Origin of the sequence: Dactylosporangium sp. NPDC049525, from assembly GCF_040676755.1 — a bacterium.
GTDB lineage: Bacteria > Actinomycetota > Actinomycetes > Mycobacteriales > Micromonosporaceae > Dactylosporangium.
Window position 1 is genome coordinate 29,151 of record NZ_JBFAPO010000042.1, and the last position, 15,328, is coordinate 44,478.

Sequence of the window (15,328 nt, forward strand, 5' to 3'; positions counted from 1 at the left end):
GGCCGCGTAGACGTTGCTGAACGCCTGCTGTGGCGATGGGCCACCGCTGCCAGCGAACCGCGGTGGGCACCGCGTGCCTGATGACGTCGAAGCGGCACCACAGACCGGTTGAGGTCCTGTCTTGGCGGCTGGGCGAGCGGCTACAGCCCGGCCAGGAGGCCTTGGCTGTGGAGGCGATCGAACAGAGGCCACGAGCCGACATCGGCCGAGGTGAGCGTCCCGTCGGTGATGAGGTCGCCGGTGAGGCATACGGCGTGGTCATCGTGGCGGAGCAGGATCTCCCGGGCCAGACGGAACGTCGGGGGCAGCCCGGTGGTGTCCCATTCCTCGACCTGGTCGTGGATCGCGTCCGGACCCAAGCCGAAGTCGGCGGCGAGCCACTGGTTGACCTTGGCCCTGGCAACGGTCTCGCCGTCACAGGCGAGCGCTTCCTGCGCTCGGCCGACAGGCTGGCTTGGGTGTGGACGGCCGGACGTGTGGGCCTGCAGCCGGATGGTCGAGCGGTCCCCGTGTGGTACCGGTGACCGCGAGGGTTTGTTGCGGGTTGCACGGTGCCTGTCCTGTCATAGCGGTGGTTTCGTGGCGGGGTTCAGAGGTCGATGGCGCCGATGACGACGTGATGGTCGGACGGTGCCGGCGACTCGGCGGGAACGTGGACGCGGTAGCTGCCGGGGATGACGTACGGACGCATGGCCTCGTTGACCAGCAGGTAGTCGATGAGATCAGGGCCGCCTTCGCCGGGCTTGTCCACGATGCTGGGTTGCAGGATCGTGGTGGGGTCGGCGAGCCAGGCGAGTTCGGCGAGGGCGTGGTAGCCGGCGCCGCCGGACCGGCATCGGCCGGCCGGGTCCCATGCGCCGATGAGGTAGTCGAGCGGGGCGGTATTGGCCTGCCAGCCACGTCCGGTGCTGCCGGTGTCGCCGATCTGGATGCCTTTGTGCTGGCGGATGTCGTGGTTCGCGTGCTGCCAATCGCGTTGCGGGAAGTGTGGTCCGCTGGCGGTGCAGTTGAGGTCGCCACCGCCGATGACGGGCAGGTCGCTGGTCCCGTGCCGGCCGAGTAGTTTCGCCTCGCGCAGGCGGGTGCAGCCGTGGTACGGGTCGAAGTGCGCGACCCAGGCGCCGAACTCCGCGCCGGTGGCGTTGACCAGGAACCGGCCGAAGTTGCGCTGGTCGTCGAACACGTCAGGGTCCTCATCGCCGGGCCAGTGCACCTTGCCGAGCAGGTCGGCGTTGTAGAAGATCGCGGGCGGAATGGGCCCACGGCTGAGCGTGCCGAGCAAGCCGAAGTACGCGACGCCGAGCTGCCGGGACAGGGCCTGTTCGGCCAGCCGGAGACCGCGGTACTGGTCGCGTCGGTAGTACTTCGCCTCGCACAGCAGGATCAGGGCGGGCGGGGTGTCGAGGTCGGCGAACGCACGTTGCAGCGGCTGCATGGTGAAGACGCCGTCGTGGTAGCCACCCGCCTGGTAGTTGAATGTGGCGATCAGCAGCTGGGTCATGAGATAGATCCCTTCGACGGTCACGGGGTCGAGCGAGGTGCTGGAGGTCGCTGTCGGCCTGGTCGTGGCGATCGGCCGCAATGATCCGATGGATGCGGTCCTGTGCCGCCCGCGGAGCGGGGGCAAGGTCAACCAGAGAGGGCCGCCCTGGAGATTGCTGGGCCCGCGGGTGTATCGCTGGTACCCGACCGTCGGCCCCCTCACGGGGTCCAGCGGACGGTGTCGATCTGATCCAGGGGGTAGTAGAAGTTCCCGGAGCGGGGGTCCAGCCGCACGAAGTCGGAGTAGCGCAGCGACCGGGTGACGATGTAGATGTACTGCCCGGGTCGCATCGGGGCTGGGCCGCCGACCAGGCGCCGAAATGGGCTGCCGGCCCACAGTTGCGTGCCGGCCGGTGCGAGCGGGTTCGTCGCGGGCGGCGGCGCAAGCCGGACGACGGTCGCCTCCGACGGTGCCACCGGGCTGGGACACATCGCCGGCCGTGGCACGGCCTGCGCCATCGTCGAGGGCCGACGCGGCGGCGGCTCGGCCGCTTCAGCCCCGTCCAGCGGCAGCACAGCGACCAGCGCTATTACTGCCGCAACTACTGCCGCAACTACTGCCGCAACGGAGCGGACACCCCGGCAGAGCGGCGCTGGACTGCCCGGTTCGCGGGCGGGCACGAGCCCGGCGATGGCGACCACCATGACCGCCGTCGCGAAGGCGGCACCCGCACAGACGACAACCGTGACGAACGTCCAGTACGGCAACGACCGGCATCCGCCCCCATGCCGGCGACGCTGCACGGGCTGGGACGGTGATGCCGCCGGGGCCGGTGCCCGCTCGTGGTGGCGGCGTTCGGTGTTGAGGTGATCGAGGCCCGTCAGCTGAGCGACCAATGGGTGGTCCTCGCCCAAGCTGGTGACCGCGGCCGGCATCAGCTGCGCTGCGAGACGCCACGCCGCGTCATACCCACCGAGATGCATCCGCAGGTGCGTGAGTTCGACGCCGACGCGGACCACGTCGGCGTCGCCGGTGCCGTACTCCTCGACGAGATAGGTGTAGGCGAGGGTGAGGGCGGGTTCCGCCGTGCCGGGCTGGCCGCGGGCGGCGGTGACAGCGGCTGCGCCGGCCATGGCCAGCAGCGCCGGCCACCGCGCCGGGTCCCGCAGCCGACGCCGTTGCTGGACAACGTGGTGGTAGCGGGCCGCTGCCTCCTCCAGGCGGTGCTGCGCGGTCAGCAGCCGCGCCCGGGTGACAGCGAGCATCGCAGCCTGGTACGGACCGAGACCGGACCACGTACCGAGATCGGCGATCACCTCGGCGGCGTCATCGACCTGGCCGAGGGCCAGAATCGCCTCGGCGAGCATCCGGACCGCGTCGACCGCGTCGGTGGGGTCGACCGCAACCCGGTGCTCGATCCTGGACCGACCTCGACCAGGAGCTGATACGCGCCGGCGAAGTCGTAGGCCTGCAGCAGCACCGCCGCCTGATCGACCAGTTCCGTCGGGGTTTCCGGCGTGCGGTGCCGGCCGCTGCTGCGCGTGACGTCGCCGACGCGGCCGGCACGGATCTCCATACGTCGCGGCTGCCTCACGACGGCCGGTCCTCTTCCTCAGCAGTGGCTGCGGGTCGAGGCTTGTCGGGGCGGCCGGAGGGATCCACGAGGGCGACATGATTGTCGGCGCCGGTACCCGGTGTGCGGTCCGTGTGGTGGTGGGCATGCAGGAGACCGGCGACGCCGAGCGCACCCGTGACCTTCGCGAAGATCCCGGCTGCGCTGAGGAGTCGCCGGGCGTGCTCGATCTGCCCCGCCTCGGCCGCGACAGTGTGGTTGGCGCCGATACGGGGGCCGAGGCGTGGTTGCAGCGGTGACAGCGGCCACGGCCTCCGACCGAAGGCGCGGTCGGCGCCGTCGTCGCTGCCAGTGCGGGCGGCTGGGATCCCGTCGGCCGGTGAGGGGGTTGCGGCAAGATCCGCTGGCTCGGTGGTGACTGCTACGAGCGTTGTGGGCCAGCCGAGGAGGCGCAGGGCCGCGTCGACGGCGACGCCGATCCCGTCGTCGTGCGGCAGCCAGATCATGTCCGGTGGTTCCGGCAGGCCGTCGAGGATGCCGACCATGTGCACGGCGAGGGCGTAGTGGCCGTGGTTGCCGTACGGGCCGGGCAGGTTCCCGTCGCCGGCGCCGACCTCTACGGCCGCACGTTTGCTGGCCTGCACCGCGTCGGCGTAGCTGCCGACCACGAGTTGGTCACCAGGCCCGTACCGGGCCGACGGCGAAACCGCTGCTCCCGGGCCGGGCTCACGGGCGAGGGCGGGGACGGAGCCAGCGGCAGTGGTGACGGGGACGAACCGGACGGTGCTGATCAGGGCTCGGGAGGCGGCGACCATGACGGTGCCTGCGTAGGTTGTGCACATCGTGCACGCACCGCCACCGCAGACACCGACGAACAGCCGGGTACGGTCCTGCGCGCATGCGGCGCCGACGACCTCGCTCGCCAGCCAGGTCGCGTACCGCTCGGCGAACGGCGCCTCGCCGGGCAGCACCAAGACCCGGCTCCCGGCCGGCAGGCCAGGCACCGCACGCAGCGATGTACGCGACGGCGGGTCGACAACCATGGCACCTCCGTGGGGGTGACGTGACAACAGGCGACGAGCGGATGCGGGCAGGCCCGGCGAGCAACGGCCGGCTCGGTGACCGGGTCAGCCGGCGATCGGACCCCCGGCCATCCCGGCACACCGGTCACGGCAAAGGTGAGGTCTCCACCGGCGTGGCGTCGTGCTCGACGGCAGCGGTGTCCGGCACCGCTGGGTCGGCGGGGCCAGCGGCGCAGGCGGTGCGCCGCAGGGCTCTGAGCCGCGACAGGATGCTGCGCACGGTGGGCAGGACCGCGGCGGTGTGCCACTGGGTCGCGCCGTCCCGGACGAAGCCGGCCGCGGTGATGCCCGCCTCGAGGCCGGGCAGATGGGCGCAGCCCCAGATCAGCACGGTGTTCTGCTCGGTGCCCCACAGGGCTTCCAGGGCGAACGCATCGCGCTGGTCGATCAGCACGGCGTCGATGCCGGAGGCGGGTGTGCCGGGCCGGGCGGCGCGTCGCGCGCTGCTCCAGACGGAGACCCGGAACCCGGTGAACACAAAATGCAGCAGGAGCCGGAACCGTTCGATGCTGCGCGGATCGTTGTCGGGCCGGTCGAACATCTTGATCGCGCGCACCTCGTTGCGCAGCATCGTCTCCGTCCCGACGAGGCGGATGATCTCCACAATGCCGAGGTCGACTTTCTGCCAGCGGGCCGGGTAGCCCAGCGCGTCGAGTTGCCGGACCCAGCCCAGCTCGTTGACCCGCCGCAGTTCCAGTTCCGTCCTGCGGTTGCGCATGTCAAGGACGACGCGTTCGTCGTCGGTCAGCGTCTGCTCGGTCTGCTCGTCGGGGAGCAGCAGGGACGAGGCCTCGCACTGCACGACCGCGCCGTCCTCCTCCAACCCGTCGATAACGGTGCGCAGCCCGGCGAAGTAGGCGGGTTCCCCCATGTGCATCGTGCCGATCACCGCGATTCGCCGGCCGGTGTCGGGGTGGATGAAGTGGTGAACCGGTGTCTGCAGCGTCCTGCGGCTGAACCGGAGAAAGTCGGACATGCTGTCGGGTGCTCCTCGTGGATCATGGATCGTGGTTGGAAAAGCGGGTTGTTGCACGACGTCAGGAGGTGGGAGACGGGGCTTCTGGTCACTTGCGTGGTCATCGCCGCAGGAACTGGTCCCAGTCGAGTGGGCCGCTCGCACGTCCGGGGGTGGTCGCGGTGCAGACGCGGCGGTGACGGTGGGCGAGGTCGGTGAAGCGGCGGCCGTACCGCAGACCGACCTGGGCGACGTCGGCGGTCGGGTCGGCTGGCCGGGCCGTGTCAGCCTCGGCGAGGTGGTGCATTGCCTCCTCATGCCGAGCCAGATGCTGTACAGCGGCGTTCCGGGCGCTGCTGCTGGCCGGCGGATCGGCACGCCGTCCAGCAAGGACAGCGGCGCGGTCGGTGTACATGCTCGGCTGACAGCGACGCGGACAACGGTGGCGCCGGTAGCGCCGGGGGTGGACGTGGTCGGCATGGGTTCGCCTCCGGATTGGGACGTGGTCTGGGCAGGACGACGGACGGTGCGGTTGCCCGGCGTGTCGTGGCTGGGCTGAGGTGGGTTGGAGGTGCTGTCTGAGTGCGGTAGCTCAGGTCCAGCCCTCGCTCAGGTCGGAAGATGCTGGTCGTCGTGTGCACGGCGTCGCGGTGCCCAGATGCAGCCAGACACCGAGGCACTCGTCCCACCGCGCCGGCGAGCAGAAGACATCGCACGGACGGGTGGGCGTGCGCGGCGGTCGCGGGCGGCGGACGTCGGCGAGGGGTCGGACGCGGAGCGTCGGTGGTGGGCTCATGTGCGCTCCGCCGGTGGTTGCTGCGCCGTTGGGGCGCCGGTGGTGGCGTGCCGCCAGAAGCGGACGTTGACCCCGTCGCGGGTGACGCGTTCCACCACACCGTCCTTGGCCAGCTGGTCGAGGACCGGCCACAGCCGGACGCTGCGTTCATACGCGGTGAGCTGCAACGCGGCACCGAGGTCCGTGGTCGACACGGGCGGCTGATCCGGACCGGGCAGCATGGCGAGAACCGCGCCGCGCAGCCGCCGCAGGTCCTCGCTGCGTCGTGTGTCGTCGCCGGTCATCGTCACCTCACCGCGTCCGTGGTGTCGGCCAGCGCCACGCCTGGATGCCGGCGGGGTCGGGGAGGGTGAGTGCAACCGCGGGGAGGCTGTACAGCACCGCGCCGATGGCCTCCTCGGCGGTGCGGGTCCCCCACGCCGGAACGTCCGCGGCAATGAGCAGGTCCACGAGCACGGCAGCGTTGGCCCGGCAGGTCTCCGCCCGCAACCGGAGCCCGTCGGCGCCGAAGTGGTGCAATGCGGCGGTGATCCGCGCCGCGAGAACATCGGCGTCAGCGGGGACCGGGTCACCGACGGGTGAGGTCAGCTCGCCAGGTCCGTAGGTGGCACAGATTGCGGCGGCGGCGCGGAGGTAGCGGTCCACCGTGGCGGCGTCGGCGCCCGCGGCGACGGTCGCGCGGCGTTCCGTCACGGTCCCGGCACTGGTCGGGGTGATCCGCCGTCGCGACTCGAACACGATCGTGCCGCCGCCGATGTCGACGTACCGCAAGACCCGCACGCAGCTGTCGTTGCCGGGCAGCATGTCCGCTGCCGTGGGCCGAATGTGTTGCTCCAGCAGCAGCCTTCGCGGACCGAGCAGACCGGGCTCACCAAGGGCGGTGATCGAGGTCGAAACTGGAGTCGGTGGTAGGGCGGCGCTGGAGGCGAGGGTGAGAGCCGTCGCCGCGAGCAGCGTCGCGACGATCGCCAGCGCCGCAATGGCGAGGGTTGAGGTCCGCCGGGGAGACCGTGCACCGCCCGACATCGTCACGGTCTCCCCGGCGGGCATGCTGCGGCGGCGGCCGGGTGGCTGCCCCCACCAGGCGCAGCATGCGGGTGCGATGACACGGCGGCACGGGCATGTCGGCTGCGTCATCGACGGCGTGGCGCCGGGCGCCGGGTAGCGCCGGCCGGTCAGGAGGAGACCGCCGAGGCCGATGGTCCTGCCCTGGGATGCGTCCGCAGCGCCCGCTGCTCGGCGGTGGCCGCGACGGTCCGGCAGGATCTGGTGTCGGGTCACGGCAGCAACCCCGGGCACGCGAAGCTCTGCTCAGTGCGGCCGGTGCGGCGCAGACTGTCGGTGCGACTGGATCGGCGGCGGCGCTGTGCGCACAGCGCAGCATGGTCCCTGCCCACGTGGAGGCTGGGAAGGGGCGGGTGCGGCAGCTCGAGGGGCGCCGGCGTGCTGCGGCTGCGCTGGGCCGGGCGGTGCAGGTCCGCGGTGGGGGCAGCCATGGCGATGCAGGCACCCGTCGGCGTCGCCGGGGCGGCGGTGTTTTGCTTCGTGCGGGCCGCACACGCCGTCCCGCTGGCCGCCGCTGGGAAGACGACGATGACGACGGTCGTGCCGGTGAGGGCGAGCCTGCGTCGGCGCGGCGAAGACGAAATCACTGGAGGGTCCCTTTCCATGTCGCCGGTCCGTCCGGCCGGGGAAGTTGCGGCTAGGGCAGCCGGGCGACGCCTGCGTAGCCGATGGCCTCGACGGGGGTGGCTTGTGGCCGGGGGGTGCTGTCGGGGTGCCATTCCACGATCGGCACGAGGCCGGGGTCGACGAGGTCGGCGCCGTCGAAGAAGCGGGCCACTTCGACGTGGGTGCGGGGACGGAACGGGCCGTGGCCGGCTGCGGGGTCGGCGAGGGCGGTCAACCGCTGGCGGACGTCGTCGGGGAGCGGGTCGAACGTGGTGTGGGAGATGGCGAGGAAGCTGCCGGACGGCATCGCGGCGGCGAGTTCGGCGACGGCGTCGTACGGGCGTTCGTCATCGGGTAGGAAGTGCAGGACGGCGATGAGCAGTACCGCGATCGGCTGGGTGAAGTCCAGGGTGTCCCGCAGGTCCGGACTGACGAGGATCGCGGCGGGGTCACGAAGGTCAGCTTCGATATAGGCGGTGGCGCCAACGTTGTTGCTGGTGAGCAGGGCGCGGGCATGGGTCATGACGACCGGGTCGTTGTCGACATAGACGACGCGGGCGTCCGGGGTGACCTCGTGCGCGATCTCGTGGACGTTCGGTGCGGTGGGGATGCCGGTGCCGATGTCCAGGAACTGCCGCACGCCGGCGTGCTCGGCGAGATACCGCACGACCCGTTCCAGAAGCCGCCGGTTCTCGACCGCTGCTGTGCGCACGGCCGGGAACACCTCGATCAGCCGATGCGCGGAGGCTCGGTCAGCCGCGAAATGGTCCTTGCCGCCGAGCAGGTAGTTGTACCGCCGGGCGGGTTGCGCGACGCTGGTGTCCAGCGCCCTGCTCCTCGCGCTGGTTTCAGCGCGGTCTGGCGGCTGGGGCGACGGCGGTGTGGTCATGGGTGCGGTCCTTGTGGTGGGTCGGCTGGGTGGAGGAACGGGCGGGCGGGACGATGTGCGCGGTGTGCTGCCGGGCGAGCGTCTTGCCGTCATGGTCGTCGTCGTACGGGCTGTGGCGGTGCGCGGCACGATGCGCCTCCCGTCGCTTGCCGTAGGCGGTGAGAGCGGCCTTCCAGCGCTGCTCGCGGACCTGCGGATCGATCGGCTCCGGATTGGCTGGGGTCCGGATTGGCCGGGTCGGGATCGGTGGAGTCCGGGCCGGCGTACCGATCGAGGGCGGCGAACATGACGGAGACGGCGTCGTCATGTCGGTGGCAGCCGCCGAGCAGGTAGGCGGCGCGGATACCGGTGACAAGCCGCTCGAAGCGTTCCCCGCCGCGGGAGGGTGGCTGCTCGCGCGGGATGTTCGGCCACGCCGCCGGGGTTCGGCTGGGTCAGCCGGTGAGCCGCGGTGTGCGCCACATCGGCCACAGCCACGGACCGCCATCCGCGAGCTCGATGGGTTCGCCGTGGTCGGTATAGCCTCTGCGCAGGTACAGCACGCGGTTGGACTGGCTGGACGCTTCCAGGTAGGCGGGCAGCCCGACGCTGTCGAGGCGGTCGTGGTGGGCTTTCAGCAGAGCGGTGCCGAGGCCATGGCCCTGCTGGTCCGGGTGCACGGCGAGGAACGCCAGGTGATGGTGCGGTTGGGCTGGATGGTGCCGGTCGAATGCGGCGTCCATGATCGTGAACCGGTCGGTGTAGCGGCCGCAGGCGCGCGACAGGCGCCGTTCGTAGTGCGGGATCTCCGGTAGCGGGGTCTCGCGGGGGAACCACACCGCGGCCGCTGTCCGGTCCTCGTCGGTGAGCACCACGCCGTGCTGGAGCGCGTGCTCGACGACGAGCTCGAAGTTGGCGTGCAGCACGCGATGCCGGTGCGACGGTTCCGGCACGAGCCATTTCGCCGGCTCCAGATCGTGGAACGCGGTCGCGATCAGATCCGCCAGGTGGTGGGCGTCGCTGGGGTCGGCGTACACGATCGCGGGGCCGATCGCTGCGGCGTTTGGCCGCCGGGTCTGCAGCGGGTTCATCGGGTCGGCTCCTCGACGCTCGCGCGGCCGAGTGCAGCGGTGGCGTGGGTGTCGGATGCTGCGCCAGATGCAGCAGCGTCAAGGCCGACGGTGGCGGACTTGGCACCGAGGCCGATATTGGCGTACACGTCCGGGCGGGCGACCTTCAGGACCAGGCCCCAGCCGACGCCGAGCACCGCGACAGCCACGTACCCAGCGGGGATCACCCACCGCAGCGGCGAATCCGGGGCGACGCCGAGCAGCGTGTCGAACTGTGTCGTGGCCAGGACCACGACTGCCAGCAGAGCGGCCGCCGCCAGCAGCGGGGCGAGCCGCCGCTGCCAGACACTGTCCAGGGTCCGGTTCCGGACGAAGAACACGATCACGGCGACCGAGGTGAGCGTGACCAGCAGCAGCACCCCATATCCGCCGCCGGTACCGACGATGAAGAACAGGTGCACCAGCGGGTCCCAGCCCGCGACCGCGTAGATGACGATCACGGCCAGGCCGGCCAGGCTCTGCAGCAGCGACCCACCACGCGGCGCGCCGGACCGCGACGTGCGGCCCAGCCACGCCGGCAGCACCTGCTCCCGGCCCAACGCGAACACGTACCGGGCGATCAGGTTGTGGAACGCGATCAGCGCCGCGATCACCGACGTACACAGCAGGGTCCACCCGATGTCGGCCGCCAGCGGGCCGAGATGCTCCGCGGCGAGGGCGAACACGACCTCCGGCCCCTGCTCCCGGGCCGCGGCCACGATCCGGTCCGAACCGACCCCGACAGTCATCGCCCACGACGAACCGGCGTAGAGCAGGGCCATCGCGCCGAGCGACACGAACGTGGCCAGACGCACCGTACGGACGGGGTCCCTGGCCTCCTCCGAGAACACCACCGCGGACTCGAACCCGACAAAGCCCAGCATCGCCATGGCCAGCCCCGCTCCGATCCGCGCGTCGAAGAGGTCACCCGGGGCGAGGGTGTCGAAGGTGATCGTCCCGCCGGCGGGGTGCAGCAGGTCCACGGCGTCGAACACCAGGATGACCGCGACCTCCGCCAGCATCAGCACCGCCAAGACCTTGCTGTTGACGTCGACGCGCAGCACCCCCAGGACCGCGACCAGGCTCCAGGCGGCCAGGGCGATCACCCACCACGCCACCCGCACACCGAACCACTGCTCCAGCAGCGGCTTGGTGAACACGCCGATCGCCCCGTACAACGCCACCTGCAATGCGGTGTAGGCCGCCAGCGCCACCCACGCCGCGCCGACCCCCATCGGCCGGCCCAACCCGCGGGCGACATAGGCGTAGAACGCACCGGCGTTCGCCATGTAGCGGGCCATCGCCACGTACCCGACCGCGAAGACGGCGAGGACCGCCCCGACCAGCAGGAACGACTGCGGGATCGCGGTCACCCCGGTCACCGCGAACCCGGTCGTCACCAGACCCGCCTGCACTGTCAGCGGCGCGACCGCCGACATCACGAAGAACACCACCGACCACACACCCAGACGGTTCCGAGCCAGCGTCCGGGCAACAACATCACCATGAGGCGACGCAGCAGATCGCATCACAACACTCCAAGCATCGAAGAAGGACAGGAATCGAGAACCACAAGCAGGCTCGAACCGCGCCGGCCCCGAGATCCACGTGCCAGCACGTGCCAACACGAGGCACCACGGGGCACTACGGGCGACGGCCTCGATGCGCGTTGGGCAGCACCCGCCGACCCACGGGCATCAGCGCCGGCGGAATCGAGGACCTAGGCACCGCCGGTCAACGAGGGGCGAGAACCGCATCACCCAACGCTGCCTTCACATGTGCCAGCAGATGCCTCAGCGGCCGGTCCAATCGCGCTACTTCGGTCTCCAGCCGCGCAACTCCCGACCTGCGAAGTTCCGGCTGCCACAACACCGCACCGGTCAGGTCAGCCGCCTCGACCAGCCCGGCCAGCACGACGTCCTGCACACCCATCCACCTATTCGAGGTGAGCTGGCCAGCCAGCCGGACCGGTTCCCACGCCACCACGTTGCGGTCAGCCGGCCAATACACGACCTGCGTGCGGAAGAGCCGGCGGCGTTCACCGCGGCACCACACCTTGGCCCGGACCAGTCGCTGTCCCACCGCATCCGTCGCTGTCGTGGCGAGATAGGCAAGCCAGGTCAGCACGTCGCGGTGCTGCGGCTGGTGCAGCAACTGCTCCAACGTCTGATGCGCAAGCGGATCATCCGGCGGGCCGGCATCCACGATGTGGATCACGCCGTCGTCGATGTCGATCCGCCCGAGCAGCACCAGCTCGCCGAGCAACGCGCCTGCCAGAGCAATCCCCAGGGCACGAGACGACAACAGCGGCCGCCGGTCCCAGTCCTGGCGAGCAAGGCAGAAGAACTGGTCAGCTAGCAGCATGCCGAGACCTCCCTCCACGTGTCCGTGATCGGGGTCCCGCCCGGCTGGTCCGGGCACCCGGCTCGCGGCGCACCGGATGCCTCGGACCTGCGGCGGCGTTCCGGCCATACGGGGGAAACCGGCACGCCGCCGTCCGACCGGCTGGCGGACGCGGACCGCCGCCGCGCCACGTAGCGACTCCGTTTACTTGCGCCGGACTCAATCCGGTCGTACATGGGCTGCCGCTGCTCAGCTTGCCGAGCCATCCAGCCCTGGTCATGCGTCGACCGCCGAGATCGGGCAGCACTGGCCGCCCGCCGACAACGCCGCCGCCGGGAGTGCTGGTCCGAGGCGAGCGGGCCTGTTGCACACACCCACCCCGGACCCGTCGCACCCGCGATGAGCCGAAGGTACTCGATCTTGACGGCCGACGTTCCGCTCTTTGTGCGGACAAGACTCATCGTGGTCAGACTCCCCCTCGGCGTACAGTCGCCTACCGGCTGCTGCCGGGCAAGGTCAAGGTCAGCAACGACAGCTAATTCGCTGACCCCCGATGTCGGGCACCAATGACAACCGGTAGCGACAGAACCCTGACATCCGGTCGCCAGTCCGCCGGACGAGCGCCTCGCGCCGGTATGCCGTGCGATCCGACGACGCGCGATCGCCCTACGCCGACGCGATGCCATAGGCGTTGAGCTGCAGCGGAGCGTCGTGACGACCAACACATCGATGACCTTGCCCCAGCCGATGGCCACCGACGAGACCCCGATGAGCGGCCCACGATGCGTCGTCTCGCGGTGAGATGACCCGCTGACACGGGCTGCCGATTCGGCGGCATCGCGGTTACCGTGCCGGTGCCAGCACGCCGAAAGGAGGGGGTCGATGCGACGGACGGTTCGTCCGCAGTGGTGGGACGACGGTCAATACCGTGGCGAGCCGGTGCGGGTGCATCTCGCCCGCCACAACATCGCAGCGGTGTTCCACTTTCTCAAGGAACGCGGTTTCAGCTGGTCGGCGATTGCAGCCGCGACCGGGATCGGCGCCAGCCGTGTGTCAGAGATCGCCGCCGGCCGCCGGGTCGTCACCGACTACGCCGTGCTGGAACGCATCGCCGAAGGACTCGCCATCCCCCGCCACTACATGGGCCTGGCCATCGACGAGCCAGCCCGCGAACTCCGGTCGATGGAACCCGCCAGATCAGCGCTGCCCGGTCGTGACCTCGTTGACCCGCACGAACTGCTCGGCGCGGTCGCCAGCATCGCCGTCGGGTCCATCCCCAACGATGTGCAGCGCTGGCTGCCGCAGGCGCCAGCGATGGTCGTGCCGGAAGTGGTCACCGCCGACGACGTAGCAACGGTGCGGGCCGTGACCGAATTCCACCGGCGCCTGGACGCCACAGCCGGTGGCGGCACCTGCCTGCAGTCCGCACGCGGCTATGTCGCGTGGGCCACGCAGCTGCTGAGGTCCGCTCCAATCCAGGACACCATCGGCAACGAACTCCGCGGTGCGTTGGCCGAACTGCACAACCTTGTCGGCTGGGTCGCGCACGACCTCGGCCAGCATGACAACGCGCGCCGACACCTCGTCCAGAGCCTGGTGCTGGCCCGCCAGGCCGACACGCTCCCGCTACTGGCCAACACCCTCTACCGGCTCGGCCGGGTCAGCCTGCACCAAAACCAGCCAGCTGACGCACTGCACCTGTTCGGCCTCGGACAGCTCGCCGCCCAACAAGCGCACTGCCCAGCCAGCACCGCGATCCTGCACGCGAACACCGCCTGGGCCTATGCCCTGCTCGGCGTCGACGCCCAGGTCACAGAGAGCCTCAACCGCGCCCGGATCGAAATCGACCGAGTCGACCCCGACACCGCCCCCGCATGGACCCGGTTCGCTCTCGCCGACGCCGACGCGCACGGCATCTCCGCCGTCGTCTACACCGCCCTCGCCCGTCACCCACAGCATCGCCGCTACGCCGCCCCGGCCGCCGACCACGCCCTCCAAGCCGTCGACCTGCGCCGTCCGGAGGAGCGCCGGTCGTTCATCTTCGACGTCATCTCCGTCGCTGCGGCGAGTACCCTCACCGGTGACATCGCCACGGCCAGCCGGTACGCGGCGAAGGCGGTGACCCTCGTGGAGGACGGCATGCGATCAGCCCGAGTCAACGACCGCCTCGCCGCGGTGTGGCAACTCGCCGCGCCACACGCCGCGCGCCACGATGAACTCGCCGAACTCGGCACCCGAATCGCGGCGCTGCAGGTGGCCTGATGCCCACCACGCTCAGCCCGGACGTGGCGCACGAACTACGCCGCCGCCTCGCCGACGTCTGCGCCCAGATCGGCATCGACCCAGGCAACGCCACCCTGATCAAGTACACGATGAACGCCGTCTTCCTCGTTCCGCCGGTCGTGCTCCGCCTGGCCCGCGGCCCGCACACCACTGCGCTCGCCAGCAGGGTCGTCGCCATCGCATCCGCACTCGAAGACGCCACAGCACCGACCATCCGGCTCGCCGACACAGTGAACTCCCAACCCGTCCACAGCGACGACTGGGTCGCCACAATCTGGCAACAGGTGCCGACCATCGCCACCGAACCCAAACCGGCCGACCTCGCCGCCCCGTTACGTGCCATCCACGCCCTGAACCTGCCCGAAGCGCCGCTGGCAGCATGGTCGCCGGTGGAGAAGTTCCGTCGACGGATCAACGCTGCCGCGGCGCTGCCCCCGGCCGCAGCCGAGGAACTGCGGCAATGGTCACAAGCCGACCTCCACCTCGACATCAAGGATCTCCTGGACGCGCTGCGCCGCCGATGCGATCACCTCGAAACGCAGCTCACACAGGTGACCTGGCATATGTCCAGCGGTGTCATCCACGGCGACGCCCACACCGGCAACGTACTGCTCCCTACCGCACCGCGCCGACCGAGCTCAAACCTGCCAGCCGTGCTGTGCGATCTCGACAGCGTCTGCCATGGCCCACGCGAGTGGGACCTCGTCCCCACCGCGCACGGGGCGACCCGCTTCGGCCGATCCACCACCGAGTACCGCGCCTTCGTCGACGCCTACGGCTTCGACATCACCGCCTGGTCCGGCTGGCCCGTACTCCGCGATCTGCGAGACCTCCAGCTGGTCACCAGCACCATCGACAGCCTTACCGGACGCCCGGACGTAGCGCGCGAACTGGCCCACCGGATCAGGACCTTGCTCGCCGGCGATACCAACGCCGTCTGGACCCGCTACACGTGACTGACACCTGCACCGCCCGCCGGTGGGTTGCGCAAGACCCTCAACACGACATCCTCAAGCCGAAGCGCAAGCGACTACCGGCCCCGGCGGCCTCGATCGTCGAGTGAGCACGCCCATCGTCAGCCAGCCAGCCAGTCTCGAGCGTCAACGCCACCCGCCCCTGCGTGCCGATATCCGTTACGAGTTGACAACTCGACGATCCCAGGGCT

The 15,328-nt window shown here is 70.5% G+C and carries 15 protein-coding genes; 3 read left to right on the plus strand and 12 right to left on the minus strand.

Annotation, left to right across the window (positions count from 1 at the left end):
• Window positions 1-140 precede the first annotated feature (140 nt).
• The 5 genes from AB0K00_RS40190 to AB0K00_RS40210 all read right to left on the minus strand — a co-directional run bounded on the left by AB0K00_RS40190 (window position 141) and on the right by AB0K00_RS40210 (window position 5,114).
• A complete protein-coding gene (locus AB0K00_RS40190; RefSeq protein WP_363532240.1) occupies window positions 141-359 on the minus strand; it encodes a hypothetical protein in 219 nt (72 codons plus the stop codon).
• Between the two features lie 230 nt (window positions 360-589).
• Window positions 590-1,501 (minus strand): hypothetical protein, encoded by a 912-nt coding sequence (locus AB0K00_RS40195; RefSeq protein WP_363532243.1) that lies wholly within the window; start codon window positions 1,499-1,501, stop codon window positions 590-592.
• A gap of 200 nt (window positions 1,502-1,701) precedes the next feature.
• The gene (locus AB0K00_RS40200) at window positions 1,702-2,850 is read right to left on the minus strand and encodes a hypothetical protein (protein WP_363532246.1); all 1,149 of its coding nucleotides are present in this window, start codon (window positions 2,848-2,850) and stop codon (window positions 1,702-1,704) included.
• Between the two features lie 223 nt (window positions 2,851-3,073).
• The gene (locus tag AB0K00_RS40205) at window positions 3,074-4,099 is read right to left on the minus strand and encodes a hypothetical protein (protein WP_363532248.1); all 1,026 of its coding nucleotides are present in this window, start codon (window positions 4,097-4,099) and stop codon (window positions 3,074-3,076) included.
• 124 nt (window positions 4,100-4,223) lie between these two features.
• Window positions 4,224-5,114 (minus strand): hypothetical protein, encoded by an 891-nt coding sequence (locus AB0K00_RS40210; RefSeq protein ID WP_363532251.1) that lies wholly within the window; start codon window positions 5,112-5,114, stop codon window positions 4,224-4,226.
• Between the two features lie 175 nt (window positions 5,115-5,289).
• On the opposite strand from AB0K00_RS40210, the gene AB0K00_RS40215 reads away from it, so the two are divergent.
• Window positions 5,290-5,652, plus strand: a complete 363-nt coding sequence (locus tag AB0K00_RS40215) for a hypothetical protein (RefSeq protein WP_363532254.1) — start codon at window positions 5,290-5,292, stop codon at window positions 5,650-5,652.
• 233 nt (window positions 5,653-5,885) lie between these two features.
• On the opposite strand, the gene AB0K00_RS40220 is transcribed toward AB0K00_RS40215, so the two are convergent.
• The 7 genes from AB0K00_RS40220 to AB0K00_RS40250 form a co-directional block, all read right to left on the minus strand.
• The gene (locus AB0K00_RS40220; RefSeq protein WP_363532257.1) at window positions 5,886-6,173 is read right to left on the minus strand and encodes a hypothetical protein; all 288 of its coding nucleotides are present in this window, start codon (window positions 6,171-6,173) and stop codon (window positions 5,886-5,888) included.
• 7 nt (window positions 6,174-6,180) lie between these two features.
• Window positions 6,181-7,170, minus strand: coding sequence for a hypothetical protein (locus tag AB0K00_RS40225; protein WP_363532260.1), 990 nt, complete (start codon window positions 7,168-7,170; stop codon window positions 6,181-6,183).
• 421 nt (window positions 7,171-7,591) lie between these two features.
• Window positions 7,592-8,449 (minus strand): SAM-dependent methyltransferase, encoded by an 858-nt coding sequence (locus tag AB0K00_RS40230; RefSeq protein WP_363532263.1) that lies wholly within the window; start codon window positions 8,447-8,449, stop codon window positions 7,592-7,594.
• Complete coding sequence (locus tag AB0K00_RS40235) at window positions 8,409-8,756, minus strand: hypothetical protein (protein ID WP_363532266.1); 348 nt, start codon at window positions 8,754-8,756, stop codon at window positions 8,409-8,411. The genes AB0K00_RS40230 and AB0K00_RS40235 overlap by 41 nt, the downstream gene beginning before the upstream one ends.
• A 127-nt stretch (window positions 8,757-8,883) precedes the next feature.
• A complete protein-coding gene (locus AB0K00_RS40240) occupies window positions 8,884-9,519 on the minus strand; it encodes a GNAT family N-acetyltransferase (RefSeq protein ID WP_363532269.1) in 636 nt (211 codons plus the stop codon).
• Window positions 9,516-11,066: an APC family permease gene (locus AB0K00_RS40245; protein WP_363532272.1), complete on the minus strand. Its 1,551-nt coding sequence runs from the start codon at window positions 11,064-11,066 to the stop codon at window positions 9,516-9,518. Before AB0K00_RS40245 ends, AB0K00_RS40240 begins: the two co-directional genes overlap by 4 nt.
• A gap of 205 nt (window positions 11,067-11,271) precedes the next feature.
• Window positions 11,272-11,901, minus strand: coding sequence for a GPP34 family phosphoprotein (locus tag AB0K00_RS40250; protein WP_363532275.1), 630 nt, complete (start codon window positions 11,899-11,901; stop codon window positions 11,272-11,274).
• A gap of 861 nt (window positions 11,902-12,762) precedes the next feature.
• On the opposite strand from AB0K00_RS40250, the gene AB0K00_RS40255 reads away from it, so the two are divergent.
• Window positions 12,763-14,142: a tetratricopeptide repeat protein gene (locus tag AB0K00_RS40255; RefSeq protein WP_363532278.1), complete on the plus strand. Its 1,380-nt coding sequence runs from the start codon at window positions 12,763-12,765 to the stop codon at window positions 14,140-14,142.
• Window positions 14,142-15,119, plus strand: a complete 978-nt coding sequence (locus tag AB0K00_RS40260; RefSeq protein WP_363532280.1) for an aminoglycoside phosphotransferase family protein — start codon at window positions 14,142-14,144, stop codon at window positions 15,117-15,119. The genes AB0K00_RS40255 and AB0K00_RS40260 overlap by 1 nt, the downstream gene beginning before the upstream one ends.
• Window positions 15,120-15,328 lie beyond the last annotated feature (209 nt).

Coding starts and splice junctions, on each gene's coding strand:
- AB0K00_RS40195 (WP_363532243.1), bottom strand. CDS start 1,501: ATGACCCAGCTGCTGATCGCCACATTCAACTACCAGGCGGGTGGCTAC.
- AB0K00_RS40200 (WP_363532246.1), bottom strand. CDS start 2,850: ATGCTCGCCGAGGCGATTCTGGCCCTCGGCCAGGTCGATGACGCCGCC.
- AB0K00_RS40205 (WP_363532248.1), bottom strand. CDS start 4,099: ATGGTTGTCGACCCGCCGTCGCGTACATCGCTGCGTGCGGTGCCTGGC.
- AB0K00_RS40210 (WP_363532251.1), bottom strand. CDS start 5,114: ATGTCCGACTTTCTCCGGTTCAGCCGCAGGACGCTGCAGACACCGGTT.
- AB0K00_RS40220 (WP_363532257.1), bottom strand. CDS start 6,173: ATGACCGGCGACGACACACGACGCAGCGAGGACCTGCGGCGGCTGCGC.
- AB0K00_RS40230 (WP_363532263.1), bottom strand. CDS start 8,449: ATGACCACACCGCCGTCGCCCCAGCCGCCAGACCGCGCTGAAACCAGC.
- AB0K00_RS40235 (WP_363532266.1), bottom strand. CDS start 8,756: ATGACGACGCCGTCTCCGTCATGTTCGCCGCCCTCGATCGGTACGCCG.
- AB0K00_RS40240 (WP_363532269.1), bottom strand. CDS start 9,519: ATGAACCCGCTGCAGACCCGGCGGCCAAACGCCGCAGCGATCGGCCCC.
- AB0K00_RS40245 (WP_363532272.1), bottom strand. CDS start 11,066: ATGCGATCTGCTGCGTCGCCTCATGGTGATGTTGTTGCCCGGACGCTG.
- AB0K00_RS40250 (WP_363532275.1), bottom strand. CDS start 11,901: ATGCTGCTAGCTGACCAGTTCTTCTGCCTTGCTCGCCAGGACTGGGAC.
- AB0K00_RS40255 (WP_363532278.1), top strand. CDS start 12,763: ATGCGACGGACGGTTCGTCCGCAGTGGTGGGACGACGGTCAATACCGT.
- AB0K00_RS40260 (WP_363532280.1), top strand. CDS start 14,142: ATGCCCACCACGCTCAGCCCGGACGTGGCGCACGAACTACGCCGCCGC.